The organism is Brevundimonas goettingensis, from assembly GCF_017487405.1.
In the GTDB taxonomy this organism is placed as follows: Bacteria; Pseudomonadota; Alphaproteobacteria; order Caulobacterales; family Caulobacteraceae; genus Brevundimonas; species Brevundimonas goettingensis.
Window position 1 is genome coordinate 1,953,559 of record NZ_CP062222.1, and the last position, 24,299, is coordinate 1,977,857.

The following is a 24,299-nucleotide window of genomic DNA, read 5'->3' on the forward strand; positions in this document are numbered from 1 at the left end:
GGTGAGGCCGCTCCGAAATCCCGTTATCCAGTCGATCCTGTCCCATGTGCTGGCGGGCTGGATGCAGTTCTGCTTCCGCACCATCCGTTGGACCTATGAGAACCGCGGCGTCGCGGAGGGCGTCTGGGCCGAGGGCGGCGGGGTGCTGTGCGCCTTCTGGCATTCGCGCATCGGCCTCAGCCCCTCTTGCTGGCCGCTGGACGTGGCCCAGCCGGCCAAGGCCCTGATCTCCCTGTCGCCCGACGGCCAGTTCATCGCCAAGGCCGTGGCCCTGCAGGGCTTTCCGGCCGTACGCGGCTCCTCGGCCAACAAGGACAAGGCGGAAGTCGCCAAGGGCGGGACCCAGGCCCTGCGCGACGGGCTGAAACAGCTCAAGCTCGGCGCCCTGGCCATCACCCCCGACGGACCGCGCGGCCCGGCCCGCCAGATGGCGGAAGGCCTGCCGCTGATGGCGAAACTGTCGAAGGCGCCGGTCCTGTTCATCGGCATGAGCTGCAGCCCCGCAATCCGGCTGAAGAGCTGGGACAAGGCCATCCTGCCCCTGCCCTTTTCGAAGGGCGCCATCGTCTGGGACATCGACCGCTTCCCGGCGGACGGTGATCTGGCCGAGGTGGCCCTGGACTGGACCGCCAGGCTGAACGCGGTCGAGGCGCGGGCGGACGCGATCACGGGCCTCACCGAGTGAGCCCCGCCCTTTTCGCCTATCGCCTGCTGACCCGGATGCTGGAGCCTCTGGCGCCGCGCCTGCTCGATGCGCGGGTCAAACAGGGCAAGGAGGATCCGGTCCGGGTCGATGAGCGGCTGGGCCTGACGCGCATGGCGCGGCCCCCAGGCGACCTGATCTGGCTGCACGGCGTCAGCGTGGGCGAGACCCTGTCCCTGCTGCCGGTCGTGGAGCGCATCCGCAAGGCGCGGCCCGAGCTGACCGTGCTGGTCACCTCCGGCACCCTGACCTCGGCGACCCTGCTGGCGCAGCGACTGCCGGCGGGCGTGATCCACCAGTTCGCGCCGGTCGACGGGCCACAGGCCGTCGCCACCTTCCTCGACCACTGGAAGCCGACGCTGGGCGTCTTCGTCGAGAGCGAGCTGTGGCCCAATCTGATCGCGGCGGCGAAGGCGCGGGGCGTCAAACTGGCCCTCGTCAGCGCCCGCATCACCGAGAAGACGGCGAAAGGCTGGGGCCGCTTCCCCGGTGCGATCCGTCAGATCCTGTCGAGCTATGACCGCATCCTGCCCCAGGATCAGGCCTCGGCGGGGCGGCTGGAGCGGCTCGGCGCGCGGGTCGACGGGCTGGTCAATCTGAAGCTCTCGGGCGCCCCCCTGCCCCATGACACCGCCGCCTTCAGCCGCCTGAGCGCCGCGATCGGCGACCGGCCGGTGATCGTCGCCGCCAGCACCCACGAGGGCGAGGAGATCGCCATCGTGCACGCCCTCGACGCCCTGCCGGTGAGGGTCTGTCTGGTGATCGTGCCGCGTCATCCGGAGCGGGCGGCCGAGATCGCGGGCCTGCTGACACGGGACGGCTATCGCTTCGTGATGCGCTCGCGCGGCGGCCAGCTCGACGGCGGCACCGACCTCTATGTCGCCGATACCCTCGGCGAGCTGGGCCTGTTCCTGCGGCTGGCCGATGTGGTGATCATGGGCGGCAGCTTCGGCCCGGCCATCGGTCAGGCCTCGGTCGGCGGGCACAATCCGCTGGAGCCGGCGCGGCTGGCCAAGCCGTCGGTCTCGGGCGCCGACTATCCCAACTGGATCGAGGTCACCGAAGCCCTGCATGAGGCGGGCGGCCTGACCGTGGTCGCGGCCCCCGCCGACCTGCCGCACGTGATCACGCCTCTGCTGGACAATCCCGCCGCCGCCCGGGCCATGGGCGAGCGGGCGAGGAAGGCCGCCGCCGACGCCGGCGCGGGCCTCGACCGGCTGTGGGACGCGCTTCAGCCGTTGCTGCCGCCGTCAGGAGCCGGACGATGAAGCTGTCCACGCCCCGCTGGTGGTATGTCCGGGACAGCAACCACGCCCGGGTGACCCGCACCCTGCTCAAGCCCGCCTCCTGGCTCTGGGCCGCCGTGACCGCGAACAGGATCGCCAGGGCGACGCCGGTCGATCCGGGCGTCCCGGTCGTCTCCATCGGCAATCTGACGGTCGGGGGTTCGGGCAAGACGCCGGTGGCGCGCGAGACCCTGCGGCTGCTGCGTGCGGCGGGTGTGGAGGCGCAAGGATTGTCGCGCGGCTATGGCGGGACGCTGAAGGGACCGCTGCGGGTCGATCCGGCCGTCCACACCGCCGCCGACGTCGGGGACGAGCCTCTGATGCTGGCCATCGACAGCCCGGCCTGGATCTCGGCCGACCGGGTCGCGGGGGCGCAGGCCGCCGTGGCGGCGGGGGCGAAGGCGCTCGTCCTCGACGACGCCCACCAGAACATGAAGCTGAAGAAGACTCTCAGCCTGATCGTCGTCGACGGCGAGACGCGCGGCGACGAATGGCCGTTCGGCGACGGCTCGGTCTTCCCGTCGGGGCCGATGCGCGAACCGCTGAAGGCCGGGCTGGCCCGGGCGGACGCCGTGGTGATCCTGCTGCCCGCCGACCTGCCCGAGGCCGATCCGGAACTGGTCGCGACCTTCGGCGACCTGCCCGTCTTCATCGCCCGGCTGGAGCCCGCCAGACCGCCGCCGCCGGGGCCGCAGGTCGGGTTCGCCGGCATCGCCAAGCCGTGGAAGGTCGAGCGGTCGTTGATCGCGGCGGGCTGCGATCTGGTCGACTTCGCCCCCTTCCCCGACCACGCCGACTACCGGCCCGAAGACCTGCGCTTCCTCGCCGGGCGCGCCGAACTGCACGGCGCGGGTCTGGTCACCACCGAGAAGGACTGGGTCCGGCTGAGCCCCGAATGGCGCGCGAAGGTCGTCTCCTGGCCCGTCGTGGCGCGGTTCGAGGACGAGGCGGGGTTCGCCGCCTTCCTGCTTCAGTCCTCGCGGTAGACGACCCCGCCCTTCATCACGAAGGCCATATGCTCAAGCGTCGTGACGTCGCTCAGCGGATCGCCGTGGACGCCGACGAGATCCGCCGGCATCCCGACCGCGATCCTGCCCGCCTCGTTCGAGATGCGCAGATGCTCGGCCGCCCCGACCGTCGCCGTCTGCACCGCCTCCAGCGGCGTCAGCCCGGCCCGCACCAGAAGCGCGAACTCCCCGGCGTTGTCGCCGTGCGCCGAAACGCCCGTGTCGGTTCCAAACGCGATCCGCACCCCGCCCTCATGGGCTCTGCGCGCCATGTCGAGCATCTTCGGGCCCGCTTCCAGAGCCTTGGCGGTCTGGGCCGGGGTGAAGAAATTGTTGGGCCCGGACGCGATTCGATAGACGAAATCGCCCGCCATCAGGGTCGGCACCAACCAGACGCCTTCACGATGAAACAGCCGGATCGACTCGTCGTCCAGATAGGTGCCGTGCTCGATCGAGTCGCCGCCGGCGCGCAGGAAGGCGTTGATGCCGTCCGTGCCGTGGGCGTGGGCGGTGACCTGACGGCCCATGCGGTGGGCGGCGCCCACGATGGCGGCCAACTCCTCGTCGGTGAACTGCTGGGCCAGGCCCGCGGCGGTGTTGGACAGCACCCCGCCCGTGGCGGTGATCTTGATGATGTCGGCCCCCGACCGAACCTGAAGCCGCACGGCGCGCATGCAGTCGTCGGCGCCGGAGCAGACGCTCTCGGGCGACAGGATGTGCATGATGTCTTCGCTGAAGCCGTTGACGTCGCCGTGCCCGCCGTGGATCGACACCGCCGAGCCCGCCGCGATGATGCGCGGCCCCGGCACGTCGCCGCGCCTCACGGCGTTCCTCAAGGCGAAGATGGCCTCGTTCGAGGCCCCCAGATCGGCGACGGTGGTGAAGCCCGCCATCAGGGTCTTGCGCGCATAGCCCGCGCCGACCATCGCCTGATCGGCGTCGGACTGGGTCACCTGATCCAGCCGGCTGCCGGCACCCTGCTGGCTGGTCAGGTGGACATGGCTGTCGATGAGTCCCGGCAGGACGAATTCGTCGCGCAGATCGACGACCAGACCCCCTTCCGGGCCCCCGCCGACGAAGCCGTCGCGGATATCCACGACTTTGTTCCCTGCGATCACGAGAGTTTTATCGCGCTGCACAACGCCGGTGGACGGATCGGCCAAAAGCCGCCCCACTTGAACGAACGTAGTTCCCGTATCAGGAGAATTGGTCGGGGCCGTGGGGGTTTGCGCGGCGACGCTTCCGCCAAACGCCAGACACATTAGCCCTAAGGCTACGCTCACCTTGGTCATACACCCCTCCTGAAAACAGCGGCTTCACCATAGGCGGAATGCCTCCCGAGCCAAGGCCAAGGTTGGACCCCCGGCAATTTCATGGGACACGTTAGTTCGTAACATCAACCGCGCGAGGGGCGTCGCATGCGGCTTTCGAGACGAGGCCTTATTCTGGGCGGATCGGCGATGCTCGCCGGTTGCGCCACCAACCAGGCCGTTCAGGCCCCGGTTCAGCTCGCACAGGCCTCCGTCCCGGTTCCGCCTCCCGCGCCGCGCGTGGTGGTTCAGCCGACGCAGTACACGCCGCCGCCGCTGGATCCCTATCGTCAGGTCCGGCCCGAGCTGATGCAGCGCGCCATGCAGGCCCTGGACGTGCACCACGACCGCCTGCCGCTGCGCGACCGCATGTATTTGGTCGATTTCCAGAAATTCTCGGGCGAGGAGCGTCTGTACGAGGTCGATCTGTACAGCGGTCAGGTCAAGGCCTTCCGCACCTGCCACGGCCGCGGCTCGGACCCCCAGCACTCGGGTTACGCCCGCAACTTCTCCAACACCCCGGAAAGCTTCATGTCCTCGGTCGGCGCATACGCCACCGCCGGCGCCAGCTGGGGCGCGTCTCAGGGCCCGAACGTGCTGCTGGACGGGCTGGAGTACACCAACAACATGGCCCGCGAGCGCGCCATCATCGTCCACGGCGCCAACTATGCCGATCCGGACTTCCTGGCCCGCGAAGGCAAGCTGGGTCGCAGCTATGGCTGCTTCTCCACCGCCCACACCGATCTGCCCGCCCTGCGCGAGCGCATGGGCACGGGCCGCCTGCTGTTCGCCTGGGCTTAAAGCCTACTCTCTGTCCAACGCGCGCCAGCCGATGTCGGAGCGGCTGAAACCGCCCGGCCAGTCGATCTTGCGCACCGCCTCATAGGCGCGTTCGCGGGCCTGGGCGATGTCGTCGCCCTCGGCGCAGACGTTGAGCACGCGGCCGCCGGCGGCGACCAGCTGGCCGTCCGGACGGCGCTTGGTGCCGGCGTGAAAGACCTGAACGTGCGGGCCGAAATCCTGCTCGGCGCCGCGGATGATCGAGCCTTCCAGCGGGCTGTCCGGATAGCCCTTGGCGGCCATGACGACGCAGATCACCGTCTGGGGCTTGAAGGCGGGCGGCGTGACCTTCGACACATCGCCGCGCGCGCAGGCCAGCAGCACGGGCACGATGTCCCCGGCCAGCCGCATCATCAGCACCTGGCACTCCGGATCGCCGAAACGGGCGTTGTATTCGACGACCTTGGGCCCTTCGGCCGTGGCCATCAGACCCACGTAGAGAACGCCGCGATAGGGCGCGCCCTCGGAGGCCATGCCGGTCATGGTCGGGGCGACGATATCGCGCTCGACCGTCTCGACCAGTTCGGGCGTGAAGACGGGCGCGGGCGAATAGGCGCCCATGCCGCCGGTGTTGGGGCCGGTGTCGCCGTCAAAGGCGCGCTTGTGGTCCTGGGCGCCGCCGAACAGCACCGCGCGCTGACCGTCGCACAGGGCGAAGAGGGAGCCCTCCTCCCCGTCCATGAACTCCTCGATGACCACGCGGGCGCCGGCCGTGCCGAAGCGGCCGCCCAGCATGCGCTCGATCTCGGCCTCGGCGTCGGGCTTGTCGGGGCTGATGGCCACCCCCTTGCCGGCGGCCAGGCCGTCGGCCTTGATCACATACGGGGGCTTGAAGACGTTCAGGGCCGCGCGGGCGTCGGCGACGCGGTCATAGACGCCGTAGCCGGCCGTCGGGATCTCGTGCCGCTCGAGGAAGCCCTTGGAGAAGGCCTTGGAGGTTTCAAGCTGGGCCGCCTTCTGGGTCGGGCCGAAACAGGGAATGCCCGCCGCCGCCAGACGGTCGGCGAGGCCGGCGGCCAGGGCCAGCTCGGGCCCGACCACGACCAGGTCCGCCTTGATCTCGCGCGCCAGGGCGGCCAGGCCGTCGGCGTCGTCGGCCTTCAGGTCGCCGCGCAGCTCGCCGAGTTTCTCCATCCCCGGATTGCCGGGCGCGATCACCAGTCGCTTCGTCAGCGGCGACGCGGCGATTTTCCAGGCCAGGGCGTGTTCGCGCCCTCCCGATCCGACAAGCAGGATGTTCATGCGCGGGCAATGACCGCCAGAACCGCTCCGGTCAAGCGGGTGTTGGGTTTACGAGGCGTTACAGCCCCGATCAGAGCATTGCCGAAACGATGTAGACCAGCACACCGAGCATCAGGATCAACCCGATGACCAGCCAGGGACTGATGGCGGGCGCGTCGCTGCGGCGCTCAAGGTCCTGCTCGCGAGGGTCGCGGTCGTCGGGATCGGTTCCGGGAGGATCAGCCATGGGCTGAGGATAGTCGGTCATCGCCGTTTCCGCCAATCACTACGCCGCGCTAGAGTGTCGCCATGAGCGACGACTCCTATGTTTTCGAAGGCCCCGCGGAGGCGCCCCAGCCCGCGCGGGACAATAATCCGCCCCTGTCGATCAGCGAGCTGTCGTTCGCGCTGAAGCGCACGCTCGAGGACCGGTTCGGCCATGTCCGGCTGCGGGGCGAGGTGTCCAAGGTCAATCGCCACGCCTCGGGCCACGTCTATCTGACGCTGAAGGACGACAAGTCGGCCATCGACGGCGTCATCTGGAAGGGGTCGGTGCGCGGCCTCGGCGTCCAGCCGGAGAGCGGTCTGGAAGTCATCGTCACCGGCAAGATCACCTCCTATCCGGCGCGGTCGTCGTACCAGATCGTGATCGAATCGATGGAGGCGGCGGGCGCCGGCGCCCTGCTGGCCCAGCTGGAGCGACTGAAGGTCAAGCTCAGCGGCGAAGGCCTGTTCGACGTCGGGCGCAAGAAGCCCGTCCCGACCTTCCCCGCGACCATCGGGGTGATCACCAGCCCGACCGGCGCCGTGATCCGCGACATCCTGCACCGCATCGCCGAACGCTGGCCGTGCCGGGTCATCGTCTGGCCTGTGGTGGTTCAGGGCGACGCCGCCTCGGGTCAGGTCGCCAACGCCATTCGCGGCTTCGATGCGATGAGCCCGGGCGGCGCCATGCCCCGCCCGGACCTGCTGATCGTGGCGCGCGGCGGCGGCTCGGTCGAGGACCTGTGGTGCTTCAACGACGAGGCCCTGGCCCGGACGGTGGCGGCGGCGACCATCCCGATCATCTCGGCCGTGGGGCACGAGACCGACACCACACTGATCGACTTCGTTTCCGACCGGCGCGCGCCGACGCCGACGGGCGCGGCCGAGATCGCGACCCCCGTGCTGTCCGACCTCCGCTTCGCCGTCGCCGATCTGGAGCGGCGGCTGGACCGGGCCGGATCGCGGCTGCTGGAGGACCGACGCACGCGCCTCAGGGCCGTGGCGCGGGGCCTGCCCGCCCGCCCCGAGGAGCTGGTGGCGGTGGCCCAGCAGCGTCTGGACCATGCCTCGAGCCGTCTGGCCTCGGGCCTGCAGCGGAACGCCGACCTGCACGAGCGCCGTCTGGTCGCGACGGGCGGCCGCCTGAGCCGCGCCCTGCTCGACCGGGCCATCGAGCGCCGTAGCGACCGGCTGGACGGCGTCGCCGCCCGGCTGGCGGTTCCGATCCCGCGTCGTCTGGAGCGGGCGCGAGACCAACTCAACGGCCTGTCGCGCGCCCTGGCCAGCCTTGACCCCAAGAAGCCCAAGCCCGGCTTCGCCCGCATCGACGACGAGACGGGCAAAATGATCGCCAGCGCCGCCGCCCTGTCGCCCGGCCAGTCGGTGACGCTCGTCTTCCCGGATGGCTCGAAGGGCGCAAGGATCGATGGCGGGGATGAGGCGGCCTCCCCGGCTCCCGTCGCGCGACCGAAGCCCGCTCCGCGCCCCAAGGCCGGACCTGTGGATCAAGGCGACTTGTTCTAGCCCACCTCACACCGCTCATCCCGGCGAATGCCGGGATCCAGATCCAGACGCGGTGCGGGCCGCAAGGATGCATACGGCGCGAAACTCCCGACACCCGATGTGCATCTGAATCCCGGCATTCGCCGGGATGAGCGGTGAGGGAGGGAGATGAGCGGTGAAAAGTAGTGACGCAGTCTTGATGGCGAACGCCTGAGACCCGCGCTATCTTCCGCTCATGAACGCCATCGATCCCTCCTCCGGCCCCGCCTCCCTGCACTATGGCGACGGCGAGTTCGCCGTGCTCAAGCCCGGCCCCTATGTGGTCTGCGCCGTGTCGGGCAAGACCATCCCGCTGGAGGCGCTGCGCTACTGGTCGGCGGAACGGCAGGAGCCCTACGCCAGCCCGGCCGAGGCCCTGACCCGTATGGTCCCCGCCGAGTGACCCCCAGCCGTCGGGGCCTGATCGTCGGCGCCGGGTCGGCCTTGCTGGCCTCCACGGCCCCGCCGGTCTTCGCCGACGCGCCCAGCCTGACGCTGAACGGCCAGTGGAAACAGGGCGGCTTCGCCTTCGGCCGCACCTGGCCCCGCGCCGCCATCTATGTCGACGGCGAGCCCCTGACGGCGGCGTCGGAGCACGGCCTGTTCGTGGTCGGCTTCGACCGCGACGCCGGCCCCTCGACCACGATCGAGGCGCGCTCGGCCCTAACGAGCCTGAGCCGCACCCTGGACATCGCCCCCGGGACCTTCCCCGAGAGCCGGATCGACGGCCTGCCGCCCGCAACGGTCGAGCCGACCGATCCGGCCCTGCTGGAGCGGATCAAGGAAGAGGCGGCGCTCAAGGCCGTCGGCTTCGCCAGCAAGGCCGATACGGACGATTTCCGCGACGGCTTCATCTGGCCTTTGGAAACCTACCGGATTTCAAGCCTGTGGGGGGCGCAGCGGATCCTGAACGGCACCCCTGCCCGGCCCCACTACGGCATCGACCTGGCCGCGCCCCAGGGGACCCCGATCCGCGCGCCCGCCGACGGCGTCGTGGCCTTCAGCCGCTCGGGCATGCATTTCGAGGGCGGCCTGGTGTTGATCGACCACGGTCAGGGCTTGGTCAGCTGTTACCTGCACCAGTCGCAGATCGACGTCGCCGTGGGCCAGAGGCTGACGCGCGGTCAGGAAATCGGCTGCGTCGGGATGGAGGGCCGCGCCACCGGTCCTCACCTGTGCTGGCGCATGAAATGGCGGGACCGGAACATGGACCCGTCGCAGATGATCGGCGTCTCGGTGCCCACAACCTGAGGCTAGAAAGCTTAACCGTAGCGAGTTGAGAATTCTCAACCCGATGGACCGGACGCGTCGAAGGCGCCTAACATACAGCTGTGCGTGCCGGATTCGGCATTACGGTCAGAATACTCAATGTCATCTCTTCACGCGCTCAGCGTCCTGCTGGTCGACGATAACCCCCCTATGCGCACGATCGCGTCCGCGATCCTGCAATCCGCCGGCATCCGCAAGATCCGCGAGGTCGGCGACGGCGCCGCCGCGCTCGAGGCCCTGCGCGAGGCGCCCGTCGATATCGCGATCGTCGACTTCAACATGTTCCCGCTGGACGGGGTCGAGTTCACCCGCCTGGTCCGCAACAGCCCGGACAGCCCCAATCCCTACCTGCCGATCATCATGATGACCGGTCATTCGGAGAGGCATAAGGTCATGGCGGCGCGCGACGCCGGGGTGACCGAGTTCGTGGTCAAGCCGATCACCGCCAAGGCCATCTTCGACCGCATCCAGGCCGTGATCGTGCGCCCCCGCGCCTTCGTGAAGGCCGACGACTATTTCGGACCGGATCGCCGCCGCGCCAACGCCGCCGGCTATGCAGGGCCGTTCCGCCGGATCACCGACGGCAAATAGCGGCGCGGCTCAGGCGTCGAGCGGGCCGAGCGCCTGATAGACGCTGTCAGGCCAGCGCTTGTGAACCCAGAACCAGTCCTCCGGGACCTCGCGCACGCGGTCCTCGACGAAGGTATTGGCCGCCTGGATGCCGCGCAGGACGTCGCCGGTCTTGTCGCCGGTGTCCGGAACCGCGATCGGCTCATGGGCGGTGACACGGAAGCGCACGCCGGGCAGGCGCACCACCGACAGGGGCTGCATCACCGTGCCGAACCTCAGGGCCAGACGCGCGGCGCCCGGCGAGGCGTTGACCGGCTCGTCGAAGAAGCGGACCTCGGGGCCCTGATTGTATTTCTGGTCGACCAGCAGGGCGATGGAATCGCCGCGCTTCATCCCGGCCATCAGTTCGCGCGTGCCGTCGCCCTTGGGCGCGAACAGACGGATGCCGTAGCGCTCGCGGCTCTGGCGGATGAGGGCGTCGACATAGGGGTTGTTGGCGGCGCGGTAGGTCACCTGGCACGGCACGCCCGCCGACATGATCACCGCCGCCATGACCTCGAAATTGGCCAGGTGGCCCGAGATCAGCACTACAGGCTTGCCGCTGTCGCGCACGGCGTGCAGCCGCTCGATGCCCACGACCTCGACCCGGCCGCCCTCGGGCGTCAGCCGGTCCATGACGGCCAGCTCGGCGAAGGTACGGCCCGTCCGATCCCATTGCTCCACCGCCAGCCGGTCGCGCTCGGCGACGGGCATGTCGGGGAAGGCGATCTTCAGATTGCGGCGGACGATCTTGTGCGTCCCGACCAGCGGCCCGAGGGTCCGCAGCAGCCAGCCGCCGAAATTCGAGGCGCGCTCGACCCCCAACGCCCTGAGCAGGGCGAAGAGGGCCGCGAACGCCACGGCCTCGATCCGCCAGATCAGGTCCTGACCCAGCGGAATCCTGTGGTCTTCACCAGGCAATCGTCAGTCCGCCGTCCACGACCAGCGTCTGGCCCGTCACATAGGCCGCCGCCGGGGAGCAGAGATAGACGGCGGTGCCGGCGATCTCGTCCGGCTGGCCGATCCGCTTCAGCGGATTGGGCTCGACGGTCTTTTCCAGGATCTCGGGGTTCTCCCACAGGTATTTGGCGAAGTCGGTCTGGACCAGGCCGGGCGCGATGCAGTTCACCCGCACGTTCGACGGCCCGAACTCGACGGCCAGGTTGCGCGCCAGCTGCATGTCGGCGGCCTTCGATACGTTGTAGGCGCCGATCAGGGCGTTCCCGCGAAGACCGCCGATCGACGAGATGATCAGGATGGCCCCGTCCTTCCGCTCCAGCATCTGGGGCGCGACCATCTGGACCAGCCAGTGGTTGGCCAGGACGTTGTTGTGGAAGATCTTCTCGAACTGCTCGTCGGCGATCCCCGCCATCGGCCCGGCATAGGGGTTCGACGCGGCGTTGCAGACCAGGATGTCGATCTTGCCGAAGGTCTTGTTGGTCTCATCGACCAGCCGCTGCAGATCCTCCTTAGAGGCGATGTTGGCGGGAACGGCGATGGCCGTGCCCTCGCCGTACTTGCCGTTGATGGCCTCGGCGACCTCGTCGCAGGGCCCGGCCTTGCGCGAGGAGATGACCACCTTGGCGCCGTGTTCGGCCAGCCGCTCGGCGATGGCCTTGCCGATTCCCTTGGACGATCCGGTGATGATGGCGACCTTGCCGGTCAGATCGAACAGTTCCATCGCGTATCCCCTTGTCTTTTCGTTGGCGTTTCCAGGCTTCATCGCGGGTTTCTTTCCGCGACGCTCTAGCCGATCCGTCCTGATACCCTGATACTCGGGCGATTCCACCCGGAACCTCGTCTGATCAAGCGAGGCTCCCCAGTCTGGCAGCCGATGCGCGCACTGACGACCGCCTTCCTGTTCTTCGGCTACGTCTTCCTGGCGATGACGGTGGGCGCCTTTCTGTGGCGACTGGGCCTGGGCGGTGGCTCGGCCTTCGCCGCGGCCGTGGGCTCGCTCGGTCTGCTGGGGACCCTGCACCTGTTCCTGACCGGCGGATCGCAGCGTAAGGCCCTGCGCGCCGAGATCGCCCAGGTCCGCGAGGCGCACCGGCTGCTGGCCGACGCGATGGAGTCGACGCAAGGCGCCCTGACCGAACTGGCCCAGGCCATCGAGGCCGGCGCCCTGACCAATACCGAGGAGCTGACGGGCGAGGTCCGCATCCTCGAAGGCCTGATCCAGCAGATGAGCGAATCCATCGAGGAGCGGCTGACCGTCGCCCCGATGATCGCCCCCGACAGCCCCGACGCCATCCGCCGCCAGCAGGGCAATATCCTGCTCAAGACGGTGCACGACGCCCTGTCGGAGAACCGCGTCGACCTCTATCTGCAGCCGGTCGTCAGCCTGCCGCAGCGCCGGACCATCTTCTACGAGAGCTTCACCCGCCTGCGCGACTCGACCGACCGCATCATGATGCCGGCCGAATATCTGTCGATCGCCGAGGGCGAGGGTCTGGTGCCCGCCATTGACAACCTGCTGCTGTTCCGCTGCGCCCAGATCGTGCGCCGTCTGGCGCGTCAGGACCGCAAGGTCGGCGTCTTCTGCAACGTGGCGCTGTCCTCGCTGGGCGATGAGACCTTCTTCCCGCAGTTCCTCGACTTCCTCTCGGAGAACCGCGACCTGAACCAGGCCCTGATCTTCGAACTGGGTCAGGCGAACTTCGACGCGCGCGGCGCGGTCGAGGCCCGCAACATGGCCCGTCTGGCCGATCTCGGCTTCCGCTTCTCGATCGACAAGGTCCAGACGCTGGATCTGAACTTCGCCGACCTGCAGCGCTCGGACGTCCGCTTCATCAAGGTCGCCGCCGACCTGCTGATCGAACAGCTGCTGGATCTGGACGGCGGTTCGCCGATCCCAAGCCTGCGCGACATCCAGGCCGCCGACTTCGCCCATCTGACCCGCCGCTACGGCATCGAGGTCATTGCCGAAAAGTGTGAGAACGAGCGCCAGATCGTCGACATCCTCGAGCTCGACATCTCCATGGGCCAAGGCCATTTGTTCGGCGAGCCGCGCGCCATCAAGGAGCAGGTGCTGGCTGAGACCGATCCGCCCGCCGACTTCGTCCGCTCGACCCTGCTGTCGGCGGAGAAGAGGCGTCGGTACGCGTAAATCCCTCACCGCTCATCCCGGCGAATGCCGGGATCCAGATTCACACGCGGCGTTCGCCGTTCAGACTCTGTCGGTGGGAAACCGCCAGACATCCCATTTGCATCTGGATCCCGGCATTCGCCGGGATGAGCGGTGGTGGGGTGCGGGTTTAGAACCAGGTCCTGAGGCCGACGACCACCCGCAGGTCTTCCCCCTCCCCCGCGAGATCGGCCGTCTCACCGAACCTACGGGTCCATTCGACACCGGCATAGGGCGCGAACTCGCGCCGGATCTCGTAGCGCAGGCGCAGACCCAGCTCGAGCGACGACAGGCCCGAACCCACCTCGATATCCGGCGCGTCAGACGCCGCCAGCGTCACCTCGGCGCGCGGCTGCAGGATCCATTTCTGCGTGAGCCTCTGGTCGTACTCGGCCTCGATCCGGGCCGAGAGATCGCCTTCGGTCGAGAGGAAGGCGGCGGCGTCGATCTCGAACCAGTGCGGGGCGAGACCCTGAACGCCCAGCACAAGGTCGGTCGTGTCCTTCAGATCGGGCCGGAAGGTCTGGCGGACACCGGCCTGCAGGTCCCAGAAGGGCCGGACGGCGCGGCTGTAGAGGGCCTGAACCTCGGCCTCCTCGAGTTCCGAGCCGCCCTCCCCCTCCGACTTCCACCAGAAGCGGTTGATGTCGCCGCCGCTCCAGCCCTGGACGTCCCAGAGCCAGGTGGTGTCGCCGTCGCCTAACCCCGCTTCCAGCCGGTCGACGACCACGCCGGTCGTTCGCACGTCCCCGTTCTCGGCCAGCATGGCCTCGCGCGCGGCGGCCATGGCGGTCGGGTCGAAATAGCGATCGGCGGCGTGGGCCGGCCCGCTCAGGGCGGCGGCGGGCGTCGGCTGGCGCGGCGGCCGCCCGGCGTCGTCGGCGCTGCTCGGGATTTCCGGCGGCCTCATGGTCATCCCGGGCATGCTCATGCCGCTCATGTCGTGCCCGGCGTGGGGATCGGCTGTTGGCTTTGCGGGGGTCTGGGCAGGCGGTGTCTGGGCGGGCGGTGTCTGGGCGGGCGCCATCGTCATCCCGCTCATGTCGTGGCCCGCATGGGGATCGGCGGTCTGGGCGAGCACGGGCGTCGCGACGGCCAGCGGCAGAAGCATCGGAAGCAGAGCGGCGCGCATCAGCCCTCTGCCTCGAGCGGCCGCACAGTGACGACGTTGAACATCCCCGCATGCATGTGCATCAGCAGGTGGCAGTGGAAGGCCCAGTCGCCGGGCGCGTCGGCGGTCAGGTCGAAGGTCACCTTCGAGCCCGGCGCGACATTGACCGTGTGCTTCAGCGGCTGACGCCCGCGCGGCCCGCCGGTGACCAGTTCGAAGAAATGGCCGTGCAGATGGATCGGGTGGGACATCATGGTGTCGTTGACCAGCGTCACCCGCACCCGCTCGTTGCGCTCGAACCGGATCGGCTCGACCAGCTCGGAGAATTTCCGCCCGTCAAAGCCCCACATGAACCGTTCCATGTTGCCGGTCAGGTGGATCTCCAGCGACCGCGACGGCGCCCTCTGGTCGCGGTTGGCGGTCAGGGCGACGAGGTCGGTATAGACCAGCACCCGGTGATCGACGTCCTGCAGCCCCAGCGGCCGCTCGCCCAACCGGTCGACCGGATCAGGCGCGATCATGTCCACCCCGACGCCGACCGCCATCTCCGCGGGCGCATTTTCCGGGTCGCGCATGGCGCCCGGTGAATGGTTCATCGCCCCGTGATCCATCCCGGCCATTCCCGAGTGATCCATGGCGCCCATGCCGCCCATCCCCATGTCGCGCATGGTCAGGTTGGGGACCGGCCTCAGCGGCGGCGCCTCGGCCCGCATCCCGGCGCGGGGGGCCAGGGTCGCGACCGCCATCCCCGACCGGTCGATGGCCTCGGCGACGAGCGCGAAAGCGCGGTCCTCCGTCGGGCGGACGACGACGTCATAGGTCTCGGCGACCGAGAGCTGGAACTCGTCGGTCTCGACCGGACGCACGTCGCAACCATCGGCCGCGACCACCGTCATCGGCAGGCCGGGAATGCGGAAGTTGAAGATCGACATGGCCGAGGCGTTGATGATCCTCAAGCGAACGCGCTCCCCGGCGCGGAACAGGCCGGTCCAGTTCTGATCGGTCGCATGGCCGTTGATCAGATAGCTGTAGGTCGTGCCGTTGACGTCGAGGATGTCGCGCGGGTCCATCCGCATCGCGCCCCACCGGCGCCGTTCCTCAAGGCTCATCCGGTCCGACCCGTCGATCAGCCCGGCCAGGGTCGTGCGCTGGTGGTTGAAATAGCCGGGGGACTTCTTCAGCCGGTCGAGAATCTGGTGCGGATGCAGGGCGCTCCAGTCCGACAGGACCAGCACATGCTCGCGGTCGTACTCGACCGGATCGGGCGTCAAGGGGTCGATGATCAGCGGGCCATAGAGGCCGATCGCCTCCTGCATGTTGGAGTGGCTGTGATACCAGTAGGTCCCGTGCTGGCGGACCAGGAACTCGTAGACGAAGGTCTCGCGCGGCCGGATGCCGGGGAAGCTGATGCCCGGCACCCCGTCCATCTGGAACGGCAGCAGCAGGCCGTGCCAGTGGATGGACGTGTCCTCGTCCAGGGTGTTGGTCACCGACAGCCGCGCCGTCTGGCCTTCGCGCAGCCGGATCAGCGGTCCGGGCAGGCTGCCGTTGACGGTCACCGCATGGGCCGTCTTGCCGCCTGCGGTAAACATCTGATGGCCGATGCTGAGGGCGACCTCGGGACCGTTCAAGGGCTCGGCCAGCGATCCCGGCGACACCGTCCGCGCCCAGGCCGGGGTCAGTCCCTGCAGCATCGCCAGACCGCCGCCGAGCGCACCGCCCCTCAGAAGCGCCCGCCGATCCAGTCCTGTCGAAGCCGTCAAACCCAAGTCCTCATTCCCGTCGCCCCGCATCGGATCCGACATCGGATCGGACCAGGCGTGTCTTTCACAGTTGGCCATTCGACGCACGTCACGGACGGTCACCGACGCATTTGTTGCACCCCTTTGTTGCGCCCTTTGTTGCGCGATGGGGGGCCGCGAGCTAGCTAGCCCCTCGACGTCGAGGGAGTACGACCAATGCGTATCGCCATGATCGGCACCGGCTATGTCGGGCTGGTGTCCGGAGCCTGTTTCGCCGACTTCGGTCATACCGTTACATGCATCGACAAGGACGCGGGCAAGATCGAGCGCCTGCATCAGGGGATCATGCCGATCTTCGAGCCCGGGCTGGACCGTCTGGTCGAGACCAATGTCGCCGGCGGACGGCTGTCCTTCGCCGTGGACGGGGCTGAAGCCATCAAGGCCGCCGATGCCGTTTTCATCGCCGTGGGCACCCCCTCGCGGCGCGGCGACGGCCATGCCGACCTCAGCTTCGTCTATGCGGTCGCCCGGGAAGTCGCCGAGCTGATGGACGGCTTCACCGTGGTCGTGACCAAGTCGACCGTACCGGTCGGCACCGGCGACGAGATCGAGCGCATCATCCGCGAGATTCGCCCGGACGCCGACTTCGCCGTCGTCTCCAACCCCGAGTTCCTACGCGAAGGCGCCGCCATCGACGACTTCAAACGCCCCGACCGCGTCGTGGTCGGCGTCGAGGACGACCGCGCCCGCGCCGTCATGGCCGAGATCTATCGCCCGCTGAACCTCAACGAGAGCCCGCTGCTGTACGTCGGCCGCCGCACCTCGGAACTGATCAAATACGCCGCCAACGCCTTCCTGGCGCTGAAGATCACCTTCATCAACGAGATGGCAGACCTGTGCGAGGCCGTGGACGCCAACGTCCAGCAGGTCGCGCGCGGCATCGGTCTGGACAATAGGATCGGCTCGAAATTCCTGCACGCCGGCCCCGGCTACGGCGGCTCCTGCTTCCCCAAGGACACCCTGGCCCTGGTCCGCACGGCCAGCGACGCCGGCACGCCCGTGCGGCTGGTCGAGACCACGGTCGCCGTCAACGACGCCCGCAAGAAGGCCATGGCCGGGCGCGTCGAGAAGGCGCTGGATGGGGAGCTCAAGAACAAGACCATCGCGGTCCTGGGCCTGACCTTCAAACCGAACACCGACGACATGCGCGACGCGCCGTCTCTGGACGTGATCCCCGCCCTGATCGCCGCCGGCGCCACGGTTCAGGCCTTCGATCCCGAGGGGATGCATGAGGCCGGCAAGATGCTGACCGGCGTCGACTTCAAGGAAGATCCCTACGCCGCCATCACCGGCGCCGACGTTGTGGTCATCCTGACCGAGTGGGACCAGTTCCGGGCCCTCGACCTCGACAAGGTCAAGCTGCTGCTCAAGACGCCGATCGTCGTCGATCTGCGCAACGTCTACCGCCCCGACGACATGCGCGCCCGCGGCTTCAAATACACCTCGATCGGCCGGGCCTGAGCCCAGCTCCTCACCGGCCTGTCGCAGGCCGGTGAGGGATAGCGAGCCTTACTGGGCGGCCGGCTTCGGCATGGCCGAGCGGAACTCCACGTTCGAATTGGCGATCAGCCAGACCAGCGCCGTCCAGGCGGCGACGTTCTGGTTCAGCTGGGCCGGGTCGATCTTGTCCAGCGTATCGTTCGCCGTGTGGTGCAGGTCGAAGTAGCGGGTCCCATCCTGCTTGAGGCCGAACACCGGCACGCCCGCCTCGGCCAGTGGCCCGACGTCCGCACCGCCCTCGGTCTCGGGCCGGGCCGAGGTCAGGACGCCGATCGGATAGAGGACGCGCGTGACGATGCGCTGGAACGCCGTCCCTTGCGCGCCCGGCGGCAGGGCGAAGGCATAGACGCGGTCTGCGCCGAAGTCGCTCTCGCCCGCGATGATGTGGTCGGCGACCTTGCCGCCCTGCTCCCGCGCATAGGCGCCGCCGCCGTTGCCGGTATTGGTCGGCTGGGCCACCTCTTCCGACCCGTACAGGATCACGCGGATGGTGCGTTCAGGCCTCTGGCCGCTCTCGGCGATCGCCTTGGCCGCCGCGATGGTGATGGCCCCGCCCGCGCCGTCGTCGATGGCGCCGGTGCCCAGATCCCAGCTGTCCATGTGCGAACCCAGGACGATGACCTCATTCGGACGCGTCCGGCCCGGGATGTCGGCGATCACGTTCTGGGAGTGGGTCTCATAGACATGGGCGGTCGAGGACAGCCGCACCCGCACCGTCTGGCCGAGGTCCATCAGCCGGGCGATCTGGTCGGCGTCGGGCGCGGAGACAGCGAAACCCGGAATGGCTACCTTGCCGTCGACATAGCGGGTCGTGCCCGTGTGCGGCAGGCGGTTCTCGTCGGAGCCGACCGAGCGGATCAGAAAGGCCGCGGCCCCCTTCTTCGCCGCCACATCGGGACCGGCGCCGCGGATGCGCGTCTGCGGGCCATAGCCCGAACCGTCCTGCATGGCGTGCATCTGGCCCACGTCGACGAGGGCGATCTTGCCGGCCAGCGAGCCGTCCGGAACGGCCTGCAGGGCTTCCAGGCTGGTGAAGCGCACCACCTCGGCCTCGATCCCGCCTTCAGGCGTGGCGGGCGAATGGCCGAGCGCGGCCACGGCCAGGGGCTGCGGATTGTCGCCGAGGATCGAGCCGCTGTCCTGACCCCGTTCCCAGCCGACCAGCGGGAACTCCTGGATGTGCACGTTCTGGAAGCCGAGGCCCTTCAGATAGTCGGCGGCCCAGGCGGCGGCGGCCTGTTCCGAATGCGAGCCCGCCGGGCGCGGACCGAAGCGGGTCGTGAGCTGGGTGACGTAGTCGAGGGCGACGTTGGAAGTCATCGCCTTGTCGCGCAGCAGCTCGGCCTGACGGATGGTCGCCTCGTCCTGTGCGGAGGCCGCGAACGGAGCGGCGGCGAAGGCGAGCGCAAGGGCGCTGGCGGCGAGCAGACGGCGGGACATGGAACGACTCCGGACAAACGGGAAGCGTGACCCTAACGGCTCCGCCGCATCCGGCAAGGCGTCTGCGTCAGCCCCAGGGTCAACCGTTGTCAGCAGCCTGTGCAAACAGGTCGGCCAGGTCCGCATCGACCTGATCGGGCGCGGTCAGCTCGACCACGGCCGACAGCCGCTCCGACCAGCTTTCCTTCTTCACCGATGGAGACAGCCGCGGAGAGACGGCGGGCTCGAGTTTGACACCCAGCAGCAGCCCGCCGGTCTTCAGCGGACGCGCCGCCGCGAACTGCACCGCGCGCGAGAAGGAGGTGAAGCTCTTCCTCTGACCCGAGATGACGCCGTCCAGCCTACCCGCCACAGCCTCCACCGCCTCCAGCACCGCCAGAGAGCCGGGCTCTTTCCACAGGGCGGCGCGCAGGTCGGGCTCGTCCCAGCCCATGCCGGCGCCTTCGGTCTTCAGACTGTCGAGGATGAAGGCGGCGCTGTTCTGGCCGACGCCGTGCTCGGCCTTCAGCCAGGTCATCCGGGCGCGTGGTTTGGTCTCGGGGCAGGTCTTCATGATCTCGAGCCACTCGGACATGGGCTTGCCGGTGTTCTTCTCGAAATTGGCCTGGACGGTGGCGAACCACTTCTGCTGGCGTTCGGTCAGGACGAGGGTGGTCAGGACGGGGGCCATGGCTCAGGCCTTTCCGTCGCTGATGAAGGCGCCGGCCAGCCAGCTGACGATGCCGGTGATGATCGCCGCCCCGATACCCGCGGCCAGGCCGTCGACGACGAAGCCGCCCAGCAGCACCGCCACCAGTCCGATCATCGCCGCGTTCACCACCAGGAGGAACAGGCCCAGGGTGATGACGGTGATCGGGAAGGTCAGAACCGTCAGGATCGGCCGCACGATGGCGTTGACGATCCCCAGCAGGATGGCCGCCAGCAGCAGGGTCCCGGTATCGGTGAAACTGACCCCCGGCACGATCCGCGAGGCCAGCCAGAGGCCAAGGGCGGTGACGAGGAACTGGGCGATGAAACGCAGCATGGAGGGCGCCTGTCTGTGGTGGTTCCGACACTCTGCCATCGATCCTGTGCGGCGTCTTCACCGGCGCTGGAACCGCGACCGTCCACGTGCACTATGGGTGCGAACCCTCTCTCCCCGCAAAGGACACTCCCATGACCGATCAGCGCATCAATGGCGGCCTCTCGAACCTCGGCGGCAAGCTGCAGGAAGGTCTGGGCAAGCTGACCGGCGACACCAGGCTTCAGCTCGACGGCAAGCTGGATCAGGTGAAAGGCAAATACCTCGACGGCTACGGCAAGGTCATCGACGGCCTCGACGGCTTCGTGGCCAAGGCCCCGACTGATCTGCAGGAGCCGGCCCGCGTCGGCCTCGACTTCGCGCGCAAGAAGCCCTTCCTGACCACGGCCATCGTCGCGGGCCTCGGCCTGCTGCTGGCCGGCGCGGGCCGCCGCCGCCGCTGAGTTCGGCACTGACTGTATGAGAAAGGCCCGGACGGCGACGTCCGGGCCTTTTGCGTTTCAGGACGCCGTCCTGGGCAGGATGGCCGCGATCCGTTCGGCGCCGGTCAGGATCTCCTGATGCGGCGGCCCGCCTTCGCCGCCCGGGCCGCCGGGACCGAAGCCGCCCGGCGGCGGACCCCGCATTCCGCCCGGAGGGGGACCGTTCATGCCGCCCGGAGGCGGTCCCATCATCCCCGGCGGCGGTCCACCCGGACCACCGGGCCCGAAGCCCAACTCCTGAGACCGCGCGGTCCGGCCGACGCCGAGGGTCACGGTCATCGCATAGTGGTCGGCCTGTTCGCTGATGGCGCCGAAGGTCGACCAGCCCTGCCCCTGGGCGATGCCGTCGGTGCGGTTCAGGGTGTCGCGCGTCTGGCCCTCGCGCACATAGCCGGGGGCATGGGCGTAGAGCCATTCGCTCAGGGCGTCGGGGAAGAAGAGCTGGCAGGTCAGGACATTGGTCGTGCCCTCTTTGTCGAGGAACACCTTCACATGCACATGGGGCGTGCGGCCCTGATACCAACCCGGATAGACGGTCAGGAAGTGGGCTGTGCCGTCCACCCCCGTCGGCTGATGCCCACGCAGGAAGGTCTCGCCCTCGGTCGTGCCGGTCGGCCCCTGCCCTTCATAGCCGGAGTAGACGCCTAGCGCGTCGCAGTGCCAGATGTCGACGCGGGCGTCCTTGATCGGCGCACAGGTCGCCCCCTCGAGAACCTTGATGGCGATGCGGAGAGGCAGGCCCTTGCGGCCCTCGGTGATGTCCGCCCGCTCCAGCTTCGGATCGAACCAGTAGGGCCCCTGGGTCGCCTGGGGCGTGATCAGGCAGACTTCGCCGGCCGCGGTGGCGCCGGTGGTCGTCGTCCTCGCGCTGGCGGGCCCGGCCACGGCCGCGAAACCTCCGAACAGGCCGGCGGTCAGGGCGTGACGGCGGGACAGGGCGATGTTGATCTTGGTGTCTTCCGGCAAGGCGGCTCTCTCTTCAGTCTGAACCCGAGCCTTAAAGACCCTGCGAGCCGCGCGTGTTTCAGCGCTGCAACGCCTGAGACAAACGAAGAAAAAGGCCCCGGCGTTTCCACCGGGGCCTCCCACTTTCAGCCTGTGACGGTCGCTAGACCGCCTGTTCCTCGTTGGCGGCTTCCTTGACCGCTTCGCCGCTCGCCGAGGCGATGTCGAAGGCGATCTTGCCGTCCTTGAGCAGAACCTTGACGTGGCCGCCGCGGGTGAGGCGTCCGAACAGGATGTCGTCGGCCAGCGGCTTCTTGATGTTCTCCTGAATGACCCGGCCCAGGGGGCGCGCGCCGTACAGTTCGTCGAAGCCGTTCTTGGCCAGCCAGTCGGCAGCGTCGTCCGACAGTTCGATGGTGATGTTGCGATCCGCCAGCTGGGCTTCCAGCTGCAGGACGAACTTGGTCACCACCTGACGGATGGTCTCGGGCTGCAGCGGCTTGAAGCTGACGATGGCGTCCAGACGGTTGCGGAACTCCGGCGCGAACAGGCGCTGGATGGCCTTGTCGTCCTCGCCCTCGACCTTGCCGCGGCCGAAGCCGATCGAGGCCCGGGCATTGTCGGCGGCACCCGCATTGGTGGTCATGATCAGGACCACGTTGCGGAAGTCGACCTTCTTGCCGATGGCGTCGGTCAGCATCCCGTTGTCCATCACCTGCAGCAGGATGTTGTAGACGTCGGGGTGGGCCTTCTCGATCTCGTCCAGCAGGACCACGGCGTGCGGGTGCTGGTCGACGGCGTCGGTCAGCAGGCCGCCCTGGTCATGGCCGACATAGCCCGGAGGCGCGCCGATCAGACGCGAGACGGTGTGCCGCTCCATGTACTCCGACATGTCGAAGCGCAGCATCTCGATGCCGAGCGTGGAGGCCAGCTGCTTGGCGACCTCGGTCTTGCCCACGCCGGTCGGGCCGGCGAACAGGAAGGAGCCGATGGGCTTCTGCGGATCGCGCAGCCCCGCCCGGGCCAGCTTCATGGCCGAGGAGACCTGTTCGATCGCCGCGTCCTGGCCGAAGACGGCGCGGTTCAGGTCGGTCTGCAGTTCGCGCAGGCCTTCGACGTCGGACTTGGAGACCGACTTCGGCGGGATGCGGGCCATCTTGGCGATGACGGCCTCGACCTCCTTCTGACCGATGACCTTCTTCCGCTTGGACTCGGCCAGCAGCATCTGCGAGGCGCCGGCCTCGTCGATGACGTCGATCGCCTTGTCCGGCAGTTTGCGGTCCGTCATGTAGCGGGCCGACAGCTCGACCGCCGAGCGGATGGCCGCCTCGGTATAGCGCAGCTTGTGGTGGCTCTCGTACGAGGCCTTGAGGCCGCGCAGGATCTTGATCGAGTCCTCGACCGTCGGCTCGTTGACGTCGATCTTCTGGAAGCGCCGGACCAGGGCCCGGTCCTTCTCGAAATGCTGGCGGTATTCCTTGTAGGTCGTCGAACCCATGCAGCGCAGGCTGCCCGAAGCCAGAGCGGGCTTCAGCAGGTTGGACGCATCCATCGCCCCGCCCGAGGTCGCGCCGGCGCCGATCACCGTGTGGATCTCGTCGATGAACAGGATGGCGTTCTCGTGGTTCTCGAGTTCCTTGACGACCTGCTTCAGCCGCTCCTCGAAGTCGCCGCGATAGCGCGTCCCGGCCAGAAGAGCGCCCATGTCCAGGCTGTAGATGGTCGCGCCTTCCAGCACGGCCGGGACCTCGTGGTTGACGATCTTGCGGGCCAGACCTTCGGCGATGGCGGTCTTGCCGACGCCGGGCTCGCCGACCAGCAGCGGGTTGTTCTTGGTGCGCCGGCACAGGATCTGGATGGCGCGCTCGACCTCGGCGTGACGGCCGATCAGGGGGTCGATCTTGCCCTTCTTCGACTTCTCGTTGAGGTCGACGCAATAGGCTTCCAGCGCCTCGCCGCCCTGTTTGACGGCGGCGGCGTCCTCGGCCTCCTCAGGCGAGGAGCCCTTGGCGGGGCGGGCCTCGGCGGACCCGGCCTTCTTGGCGATGCCGTGGGCGATGAAGTTGACCGCATCGTACCGCGTCATGTCCTGCTCCTGCAGGAAGTAGGCGGCGTGGCTTTCGCGCTCGGAGAAGATAGCGACCAGGACGTTGGCGCCGGTCACTTCTTCGCGGCCCGAAGACTGGACGTGGATCACCGCGCGCTGAATCACCCGCTGGAAGCCGGCGGTCGGCTTGGCGTCGTCGCCGTCCGAGGTGGCGAGCGCCGCCAGGTCGGTGTCGACATAGAGCGTCAAGGCGGTCTTGAGATTCTTGAGATCGACGTTGCAGGCGGTCATCACCGCCGTGGCGTCGGGGTCGTCGATCAACGCCAGCAGGAGGTGCTCGAGCGTCGCGTACTCATGACGGCGCTCGTTGGCGTAAACCAGGGCACGTTGCAGCGTGTCTTCGAGAGGACGTGAAAATGAGGGCATGGGGAGATCCTCTCAGTCTTTTTCCATCGTGCATTGCAGCGGATGCTGGTGACGGCGCGCCGTCTCGACCACCTGGGCGACCTTGGTTTCGGCCACTTCGTAGGTGAAGACGCCGCACACCCCGACGCCATGCTGGTGCACATGCAGCATGATGCGGGTCGCGTCTTCGCGGCTCTTCTGAAAGAACCGCTCCAGCACATAGACGACGAATTCCATGGGCGTGTAGTCGTCGTTCAGGATCAGCACCCGATACAGCGAGGGCTTCTGAAGCTTGGGCTTTGTTTCGGTGATCGTGGTGGCGCCGAGGCCTCCACCCTGTTGATCACCTGGCCTTTGTGACGGCATTC

The 24,299-nt window shown here is 68.4% G+C and carries 24 protein-coding genes; 11 read left to right on the plus strand and 13 right to left on the minus strand.

What is annotated here, in order from left to right; all coding sequences use genetic code 11:
* Nucleotide 1 precedes the first annotated feature (1 nt).
* The 3 genes from IFJ75_RS09750 to lpxK are packed head-to-tail and all read left to right on the plus strand — an operon-like array spanning nucleotide 2 to nucleotide 2,975.
* Complete coding sequence (locus IFJ75_RS09750) at nucleotides 2–685, plus strand: lysophospholipid acyltransferase family protein (RefSeq protein WP_207932364.1); 684 nt, start codon at nucleotides 2–4, stop codon at nucleotides 683–685.
* Entirely contained in the window at nucleotides 682–1,971 is a 1,290-nt protein-coding gene (locus IFJ75_RS09755) for a 3-deoxy-D-manno-octulosonic acid transferase (RefSeq protein WP_207932365.1), read from the plus strand. The genes IFJ75_RS09750 and IFJ75_RS09755 overlap by 4 nt, the downstream gene beginning before the upstream one ends.
* Nucleotides 1,968–2,975 (plus strand): tetraacyldisaccharide 4'-kinase, encoded by a 1,008-nt coding sequence (gene lpxK / locus IFJ75_RS09760; RefSeq protein ID WP_207932366.1) that lies wholly within the window; start codon nucleotides 1,968–1,970, stop codon nucleotides 2,973–2,975. Before IFJ75_RS09755 ends, lpxK begins: the two co-directional genes overlap by 4 nt.
* On the opposite strand, the gene IFJ75_RS09765 is transcribed toward lpxK, so the two are convergent.
* Nucleotides 2,960–4,288 carry a metal-dependent hydrolase family protein gene (locus IFJ75_RS09765; protein WP_207932367.1) on the minus strand — a complete coding sequence of 443 codons (1,329 nt, stop codon included), beginning with the start codon at nucleotides 4,286–4,288 and terminating at the stop codon, nucleotides 2,960–2,962. The genes lpxK and IFJ75_RS09765 overlap by 16 nt on opposite strands.
* Nucleotides 4,289–4,414: 126 nt before the next feature.
* Here IFJ75_RS09765 and IFJ75_RS09770 point away from each other — a divergent pair, with 126 nt between their 5' ends.
* Nucleotides 4,415–5,107 carry a murein L,D-transpeptidase catalytic domain-containing protein gene (locus IFJ75_RS09770; protein ID WP_207932368.1) on the plus strand — a complete coding sequence of 231 codons (693 nt, stop codon included), beginning with the start codon at nucleotides 4,415–4,417 and terminating at the stop codon, nucleotides 5,105–5,107.
* Between the two features lie 3 nt (nucleotides 5,108–5,110).
* Here the strand turns inward: IFJ75_RS09770 and purD are convergent, their stop codons facing one another.
* Both purD and IFJ75_RS09780 read right to left on the minus strand, forming a co-directional pair.
* Nucleotides 5,111–6,388: a phosphoribosylamine--glycine ligase gene (gene purD / locus IFJ75_RS09775; RefSeq protein ID WP_207932369.1), complete on the minus strand. Its 1,278-nt coding sequence runs from the start codon at nucleotides 6,386–6,388 to the stop codon at nucleotides 5,111–5,113.
* A gap of 70 nt (nucleotides 6,389–6,458) precedes the next feature.
* On the minus strand, nucleotides 6,459–6,635 hold the full coding sequence (locus tag IFJ75_RS09780; RefSeq protein WP_207932697.1) for a hypothetical protein: 177 nt from the start codon (nucleotides 6,633–6,635) through the stop codon (nucleotides 6,459–6,461).
* Nucleotides 6,636–6,676: 41 nt separating this feature from the next.
* Here IFJ75_RS09780 and xseA point away from each other — a divergent pair, with 41 nt between their 5' ends.
* The 4 genes from xseA to IFJ75_RS09800 all read left to right on the plus strand — a co-directional run bounded on the left by xseA (nucleotide 6,677) and on the right by IFJ75_RS09800 (nucleotide 10,033).
* Nucleotides 6,677–8,155, plus strand: a complete 1,479-nt coding sequence (gene xseA / locus IFJ75_RS09785) for an exodeoxyribonuclease VII large subunit (protein WP_207932370.1) — start codon at nucleotides 6,677–6,679, stop codon at nucleotides 8,153–8,155.
* Nucleotides 8,156–8,369: 214 nt separating this feature from the next.
* On the plus strand, nucleotides 8,370–8,576 hold the full coding sequence (locus tag IFJ75_RS09790; RefSeq protein ID WP_207932371.1) for a DUF2093 domain-containing protein: 207 nt from the start codon (nucleotides 8,370–8,372) through the stop codon (nucleotides 8,574–8,576).
* Nucleotides 8,573–9,424: a M23 family metallopeptidase gene (locus IFJ75_RS09795; RefSeq protein WP_207932372.1), complete on the plus strand. Its 852-nt coding sequence runs from the start codon at nucleotides 8,573–8,575 to the stop codon at nucleotides 9,422–9,424. Before IFJ75_RS09790 ends, IFJ75_RS09795 begins: the two co-directional genes overlap by 4 nt.
* Before the next feature lie 168 nt (nucleotides 9,425–9,592).
* Nucleotides 9,593–10,033, plus strand: a complete 441-nt coding sequence (locus tag IFJ75_RS09800; protein ID WP_404822087.1) for a response regulator — start codon at nucleotides 9,593–9,595, stop codon at nucleotides 10,031–10,033.
* A gap of 9 nt (nucleotides 10,034–10,042) precedes the next feature.
* On the opposite strand, the gene IFJ75_RS09805 is transcribed toward IFJ75_RS09800, so the two are convergent.
* Nucleotides 10,043–10,972, minus strand: coding sequence for a lysophospholipid acyltransferase family protein (locus IFJ75_RS09805; RefSeq protein WP_404822088.1), 930 nt, complete (start codon nucleotides 10,970–10,972; stop codon nucleotides 10,043–10,045).
* Complete coding sequence (locus IFJ75_RS09810; protein WP_207932374.1) at nucleotides 10,962–11,732, minus strand: SDR family NAD(P)-dependent oxidoreductase; 771 nt, start codon at nucleotides 11,730–11,732, stop codon at nucleotides 10,962–10,964. The genes IFJ75_RS09805 and IFJ75_RS09810 overlap by 11 nt, the downstream gene beginning before the upstream one ends.
* A 153-nt stretch (nucleotides 11,733–11,885) precedes the next feature.
* Here IFJ75_RS09810 and tipF point away from each other — a divergent pair, with 153 nt between their 5' ends.
* Entirely contained in the window at nucleotides 11,886–13,160 is a 1,275-nt protein-coding gene (gene tipF, locus IFJ75_RS09815) for a flagella assembly cyclic-di-GMP phosphodiesterase TipF (RefSeq protein ID WP_207932375.1), read from the plus strand.
* Nucleotides 13,161–13,308: 148 nt separating this feature from the next.
* Here tipF and IFJ75_RS09820 read toward each other — a convergent pair whose 3' ends face one another.
* Both IFJ75_RS09820 and IFJ75_RS09825 read right to left on the minus strand, forming a co-directional pair.
* Nucleotides 13,309–14,310, minus strand: a complete 1,002-nt coding sequence (locus IFJ75_RS09820) for a copper resistance protein B (RefSeq protein ID WP_207932376.1) — start codon at nucleotides 14,308–14,310, stop codon at nucleotides 13,309–13,311.
* Nucleotides 14,310–15,983, minus strand: coding sequence for a copper resistance system multicopper oxidase (locus tag IFJ75_RS09825; RefSeq protein WP_404822098.1), 1,674 nt, complete (start codon nucleotides 15,981–15,983; stop codon nucleotides 14,310–14,312). Before IFJ75_RS09825 ends, IFJ75_RS09820 begins: the two co-directional genes overlap by 1 nt.
* A gap of 264 nt (nucleotides 15,984–16,247) precedes the next feature.
* On the opposite strand from IFJ75_RS09825, the gene IFJ75_RS09830 reads away from it, so the two are divergent.
* Nucleotides 16,248–17,552 (plus strand): UDP-glucose dehydrogenase family protein, encoded by a 1,305-nt coding sequence (locus IFJ75_RS09830; protein ID WP_207932377.1) that lies wholly within the window; start codon nucleotides 16,248–16,250, stop codon nucleotides 17,550–17,552.
* A gap of 48 nt (nucleotides 17,553–17,600) precedes the next feature.
* On the opposite strand, the gene IFJ75_RS09835 is transcribed toward IFJ75_RS09830, so the two are convergent.
* The 3 genes from IFJ75_RS09835 to IFJ75_RS09845 all read right to left on the minus strand — a co-directional run bounded on the left by IFJ75_RS09835 (nucleotide 17,601) and on the right by IFJ75_RS09845 (nucleotide 20,055).
* Entirely contained in the window at nucleotides 17,601–19,031 is a 1,431-nt protein-coding gene (locus tag IFJ75_RS09835) for a M20/M25/M40 family metallo-hydrolase (protein ID WP_207932378.1), read from the minus strand.
* Nucleotides 19,032–19,110: 79 nt separating this feature from the next.
* Nucleotides 19,111–19,701 (minus strand): DUF4287 domain-containing protein, encoded by a 591-nt coding sequence (locus IFJ75_RS09840; RefSeq protein WP_207932379.1) that lies wholly within the window; start codon nucleotides 19,699–19,701, stop codon nucleotides 19,111–19,113.
* Between the two features lie 3 nt (nucleotides 19,702–19,704).
* A complete protein-coding gene (locus tag IFJ75_RS09845; RefSeq protein WP_207932380.1) occupies nucleotides 19,705–20,055 on the minus strand; it encodes a phage holin family protein in 351 nt (116 codons plus the stop codon).
* A gap of 131 nt (nucleotides 20,056–20,186) precedes the next feature.
* On the opposite strand from IFJ75_RS09845, the gene IFJ75_RS09850 reads away from it, so the two are divergent.
* The gene (locus tag IFJ75_RS09850) at nucleotides 20,187–20,495 is read left to right on the plus strand and encodes a CsbD family protein (RefSeq protein WP_207932381.1); all 309 of its coding nucleotides are present in this window, start codon (nucleotides 20,187–20,189) and stop codon (nucleotides 20,493–20,495) included.
* A 57-nt stretch (nucleotides 20,496–20,552) separates the two neighbouring features.
* Here IFJ75_RS09850 and IFJ75_RS09855 read toward each other — a convergent pair whose 3' ends face one another.
* The 3 genes from IFJ75_RS09855 to clpS all read right to left on the minus strand — a co-directional run bounded on the left by IFJ75_RS09855 (nucleotide 20,553) and on the right by clpS (nucleotide 24,297).
* The gene (locus tag IFJ75_RS09855; protein WP_207932382.1) at nucleotides 20,553–21,500 is read right to left on the minus strand and encodes an intradiol ring-cleavage dioxygenase; all 948 of its coding nucleotides are present in this window, start codon (nucleotides 21,498–21,500) and stop codon (nucleotides 20,553–20,555) included.
* A 142-nt stretch (nucleotides 21,501–21,642) separates the two neighbouring features.
* Nucleotides 21,643–23,952 (minus strand): ATP-dependent Clp protease ATP-binding subunit ClpA, encoded by a 2,310-nt coding sequence (gene clpA, locus IFJ75_RS09860; protein ID WP_207932383.1) that lies wholly within the window; start codon nucleotides 23,950–23,952, stop codon nucleotides 21,643–21,645.
* Nucleotides 23,953–23,964: 12 nt separating this feature from the next.
* A complete protein-coding gene (gene clpS, locus IFJ75_RS09865) occupies nucleotides 23,965–24,297 on the minus strand; it encodes an ATP-dependent Clp protease adapter ClpS (protein ID WP_207932384.1) in 333 nt (110 codons plus the stop codon).
* Nucleotides 24,298–24,299: the final 2 nt, after the last annotated feature.

Bases quoted from the DNA above. Each gene is read 5' to 3' on its own strand.
- clpS (WP_207932384.1), bottom strand. From the start codon at position 24,297: ATGCCGTCACAAAGGCCAGGTGATCAACAGGGTGGAGGCCTCGGCGCC.
- IFJ75_RS09790 (WP_207932371.1), top strand. From the start codon at position 8,370: ATGAACGCCATCGATCCCTCCTCCGGCCCCGCCTCCCTGCACTATGGC.
- tipF (WP_207932375.1), top strand. From the start codon at position 11,886: ATGCGCGCACTGACGACCGCCTTCCTGTTCTTCGGCTACGTCTTCCTG.
- xseA (WP_207932370.1), top strand. From the start codon at position 6,677: ATGAGCGACGACTCCTATGTTTTCGAAGGCCCCGCGGAGGCGCCCCAG.
- IFJ75_RS09770 (WP_207932368.1), top strand. From the start codon at position 4,415: ATGCGGCTTTCGAGACGAGGCCTTATTCTGGGCGGATCGGCGATGCTC.
- IFJ75_RS09840 (WP_207932379.1), bottom strand. From the start codon at position 19,701: ATGGCCCCCGTCCTGACCACCCTCGTCCTGACCGAACGCCAGCAGAAG.
- lpxK (WP_207932366.1), top strand. From the start codon at position 1,968: ATGAAGCTGTCCACGCCCCGCTGGTGGTATGTCCGGGACAGCAACCAC.
- IFJ75_RS09835 (WP_207932378.1), bottom strand. From the start codon at position 19,031: ATGTCCCGCCGTCTGCTCGCCGCCAGCGCCCTTGCGCTCGCCTTCGCC.
- IFJ75_RS09845 (WP_207932380.1), bottom strand. From the start codon at position 20,055: ATGCTGCGTTTCATCGCCCAGTTCCTCGTCACCGCCCTTGGCCTCTGG.
- IFJ75_RS09780 (WP_207932697.1), bottom strand. From the start codon at position 6,635: ATGACCGACTATCCTCAGCCCATGGCTGATCCTCCCGGAACCGATCCC.
- purD (WP_207932369.1), bottom strand. From the start codon at position 6,388: ATGAACATCCTGCTTGTCGGATCGGGAGGGCGCGAACACGCCCTGGCC.
- IFJ75_RS09810 (WP_207932374.1), bottom strand. From the start codon at position 11,732: ATGGAACTGTTCGATCTGACCGGCAAGGTCGCCATCATCACCGGATCG.
- IFJ75_RS09765 (WP_207932367.1), bottom strand. From the start codon at position 4,288: ATGACCAAGGTGAGCGTAGCCTTAGGGCTAATGTGTCTGGCGTTTGGC.
- clpA (WP_207932383.1), bottom strand. From the start codon at position 23,952: ATGCCCTCATTTTCACGTCCTCTCGAAGACACGCTGCAACGTGCCCTG.
- IFJ75_RS09825 (WP_404822098.1), bottom strand. From the start codon at position 15,983: ATGCTGCAGGGACTGACCCCGGCCTGGGCGCGGACGGTGTCGCCGGGA.
- IFJ75_RS09800 (WP_404822087.1), top strand. From the start codon at position 9,593: ATGCGCACGATCGCGTCCGCGATCCTGCAATCCGCCGGCATCCGCAAG.
- IFJ75_RS09850 (WP_207932381.1), top strand. From the start codon at position 20,187: ATGACCGATCAGCGCATCAATGGCGGCCTCTCGAACCTCGGCGGCAAG.
- IFJ75_RS09820 (WP_207932376.1), bottom strand. From the start codon at position 14,310: ATGCGCGCCGCTCTGCTTCCGATGCTTCTGCCGCTGGCCGTCGCGACG.
- IFJ75_RS09830 (WP_207932377.1), top strand. From the start codon at position 16,248: ATGCGTATCGCCATGATCGGCACCGGCTATGTCGGGCTGGTGTCCGGA.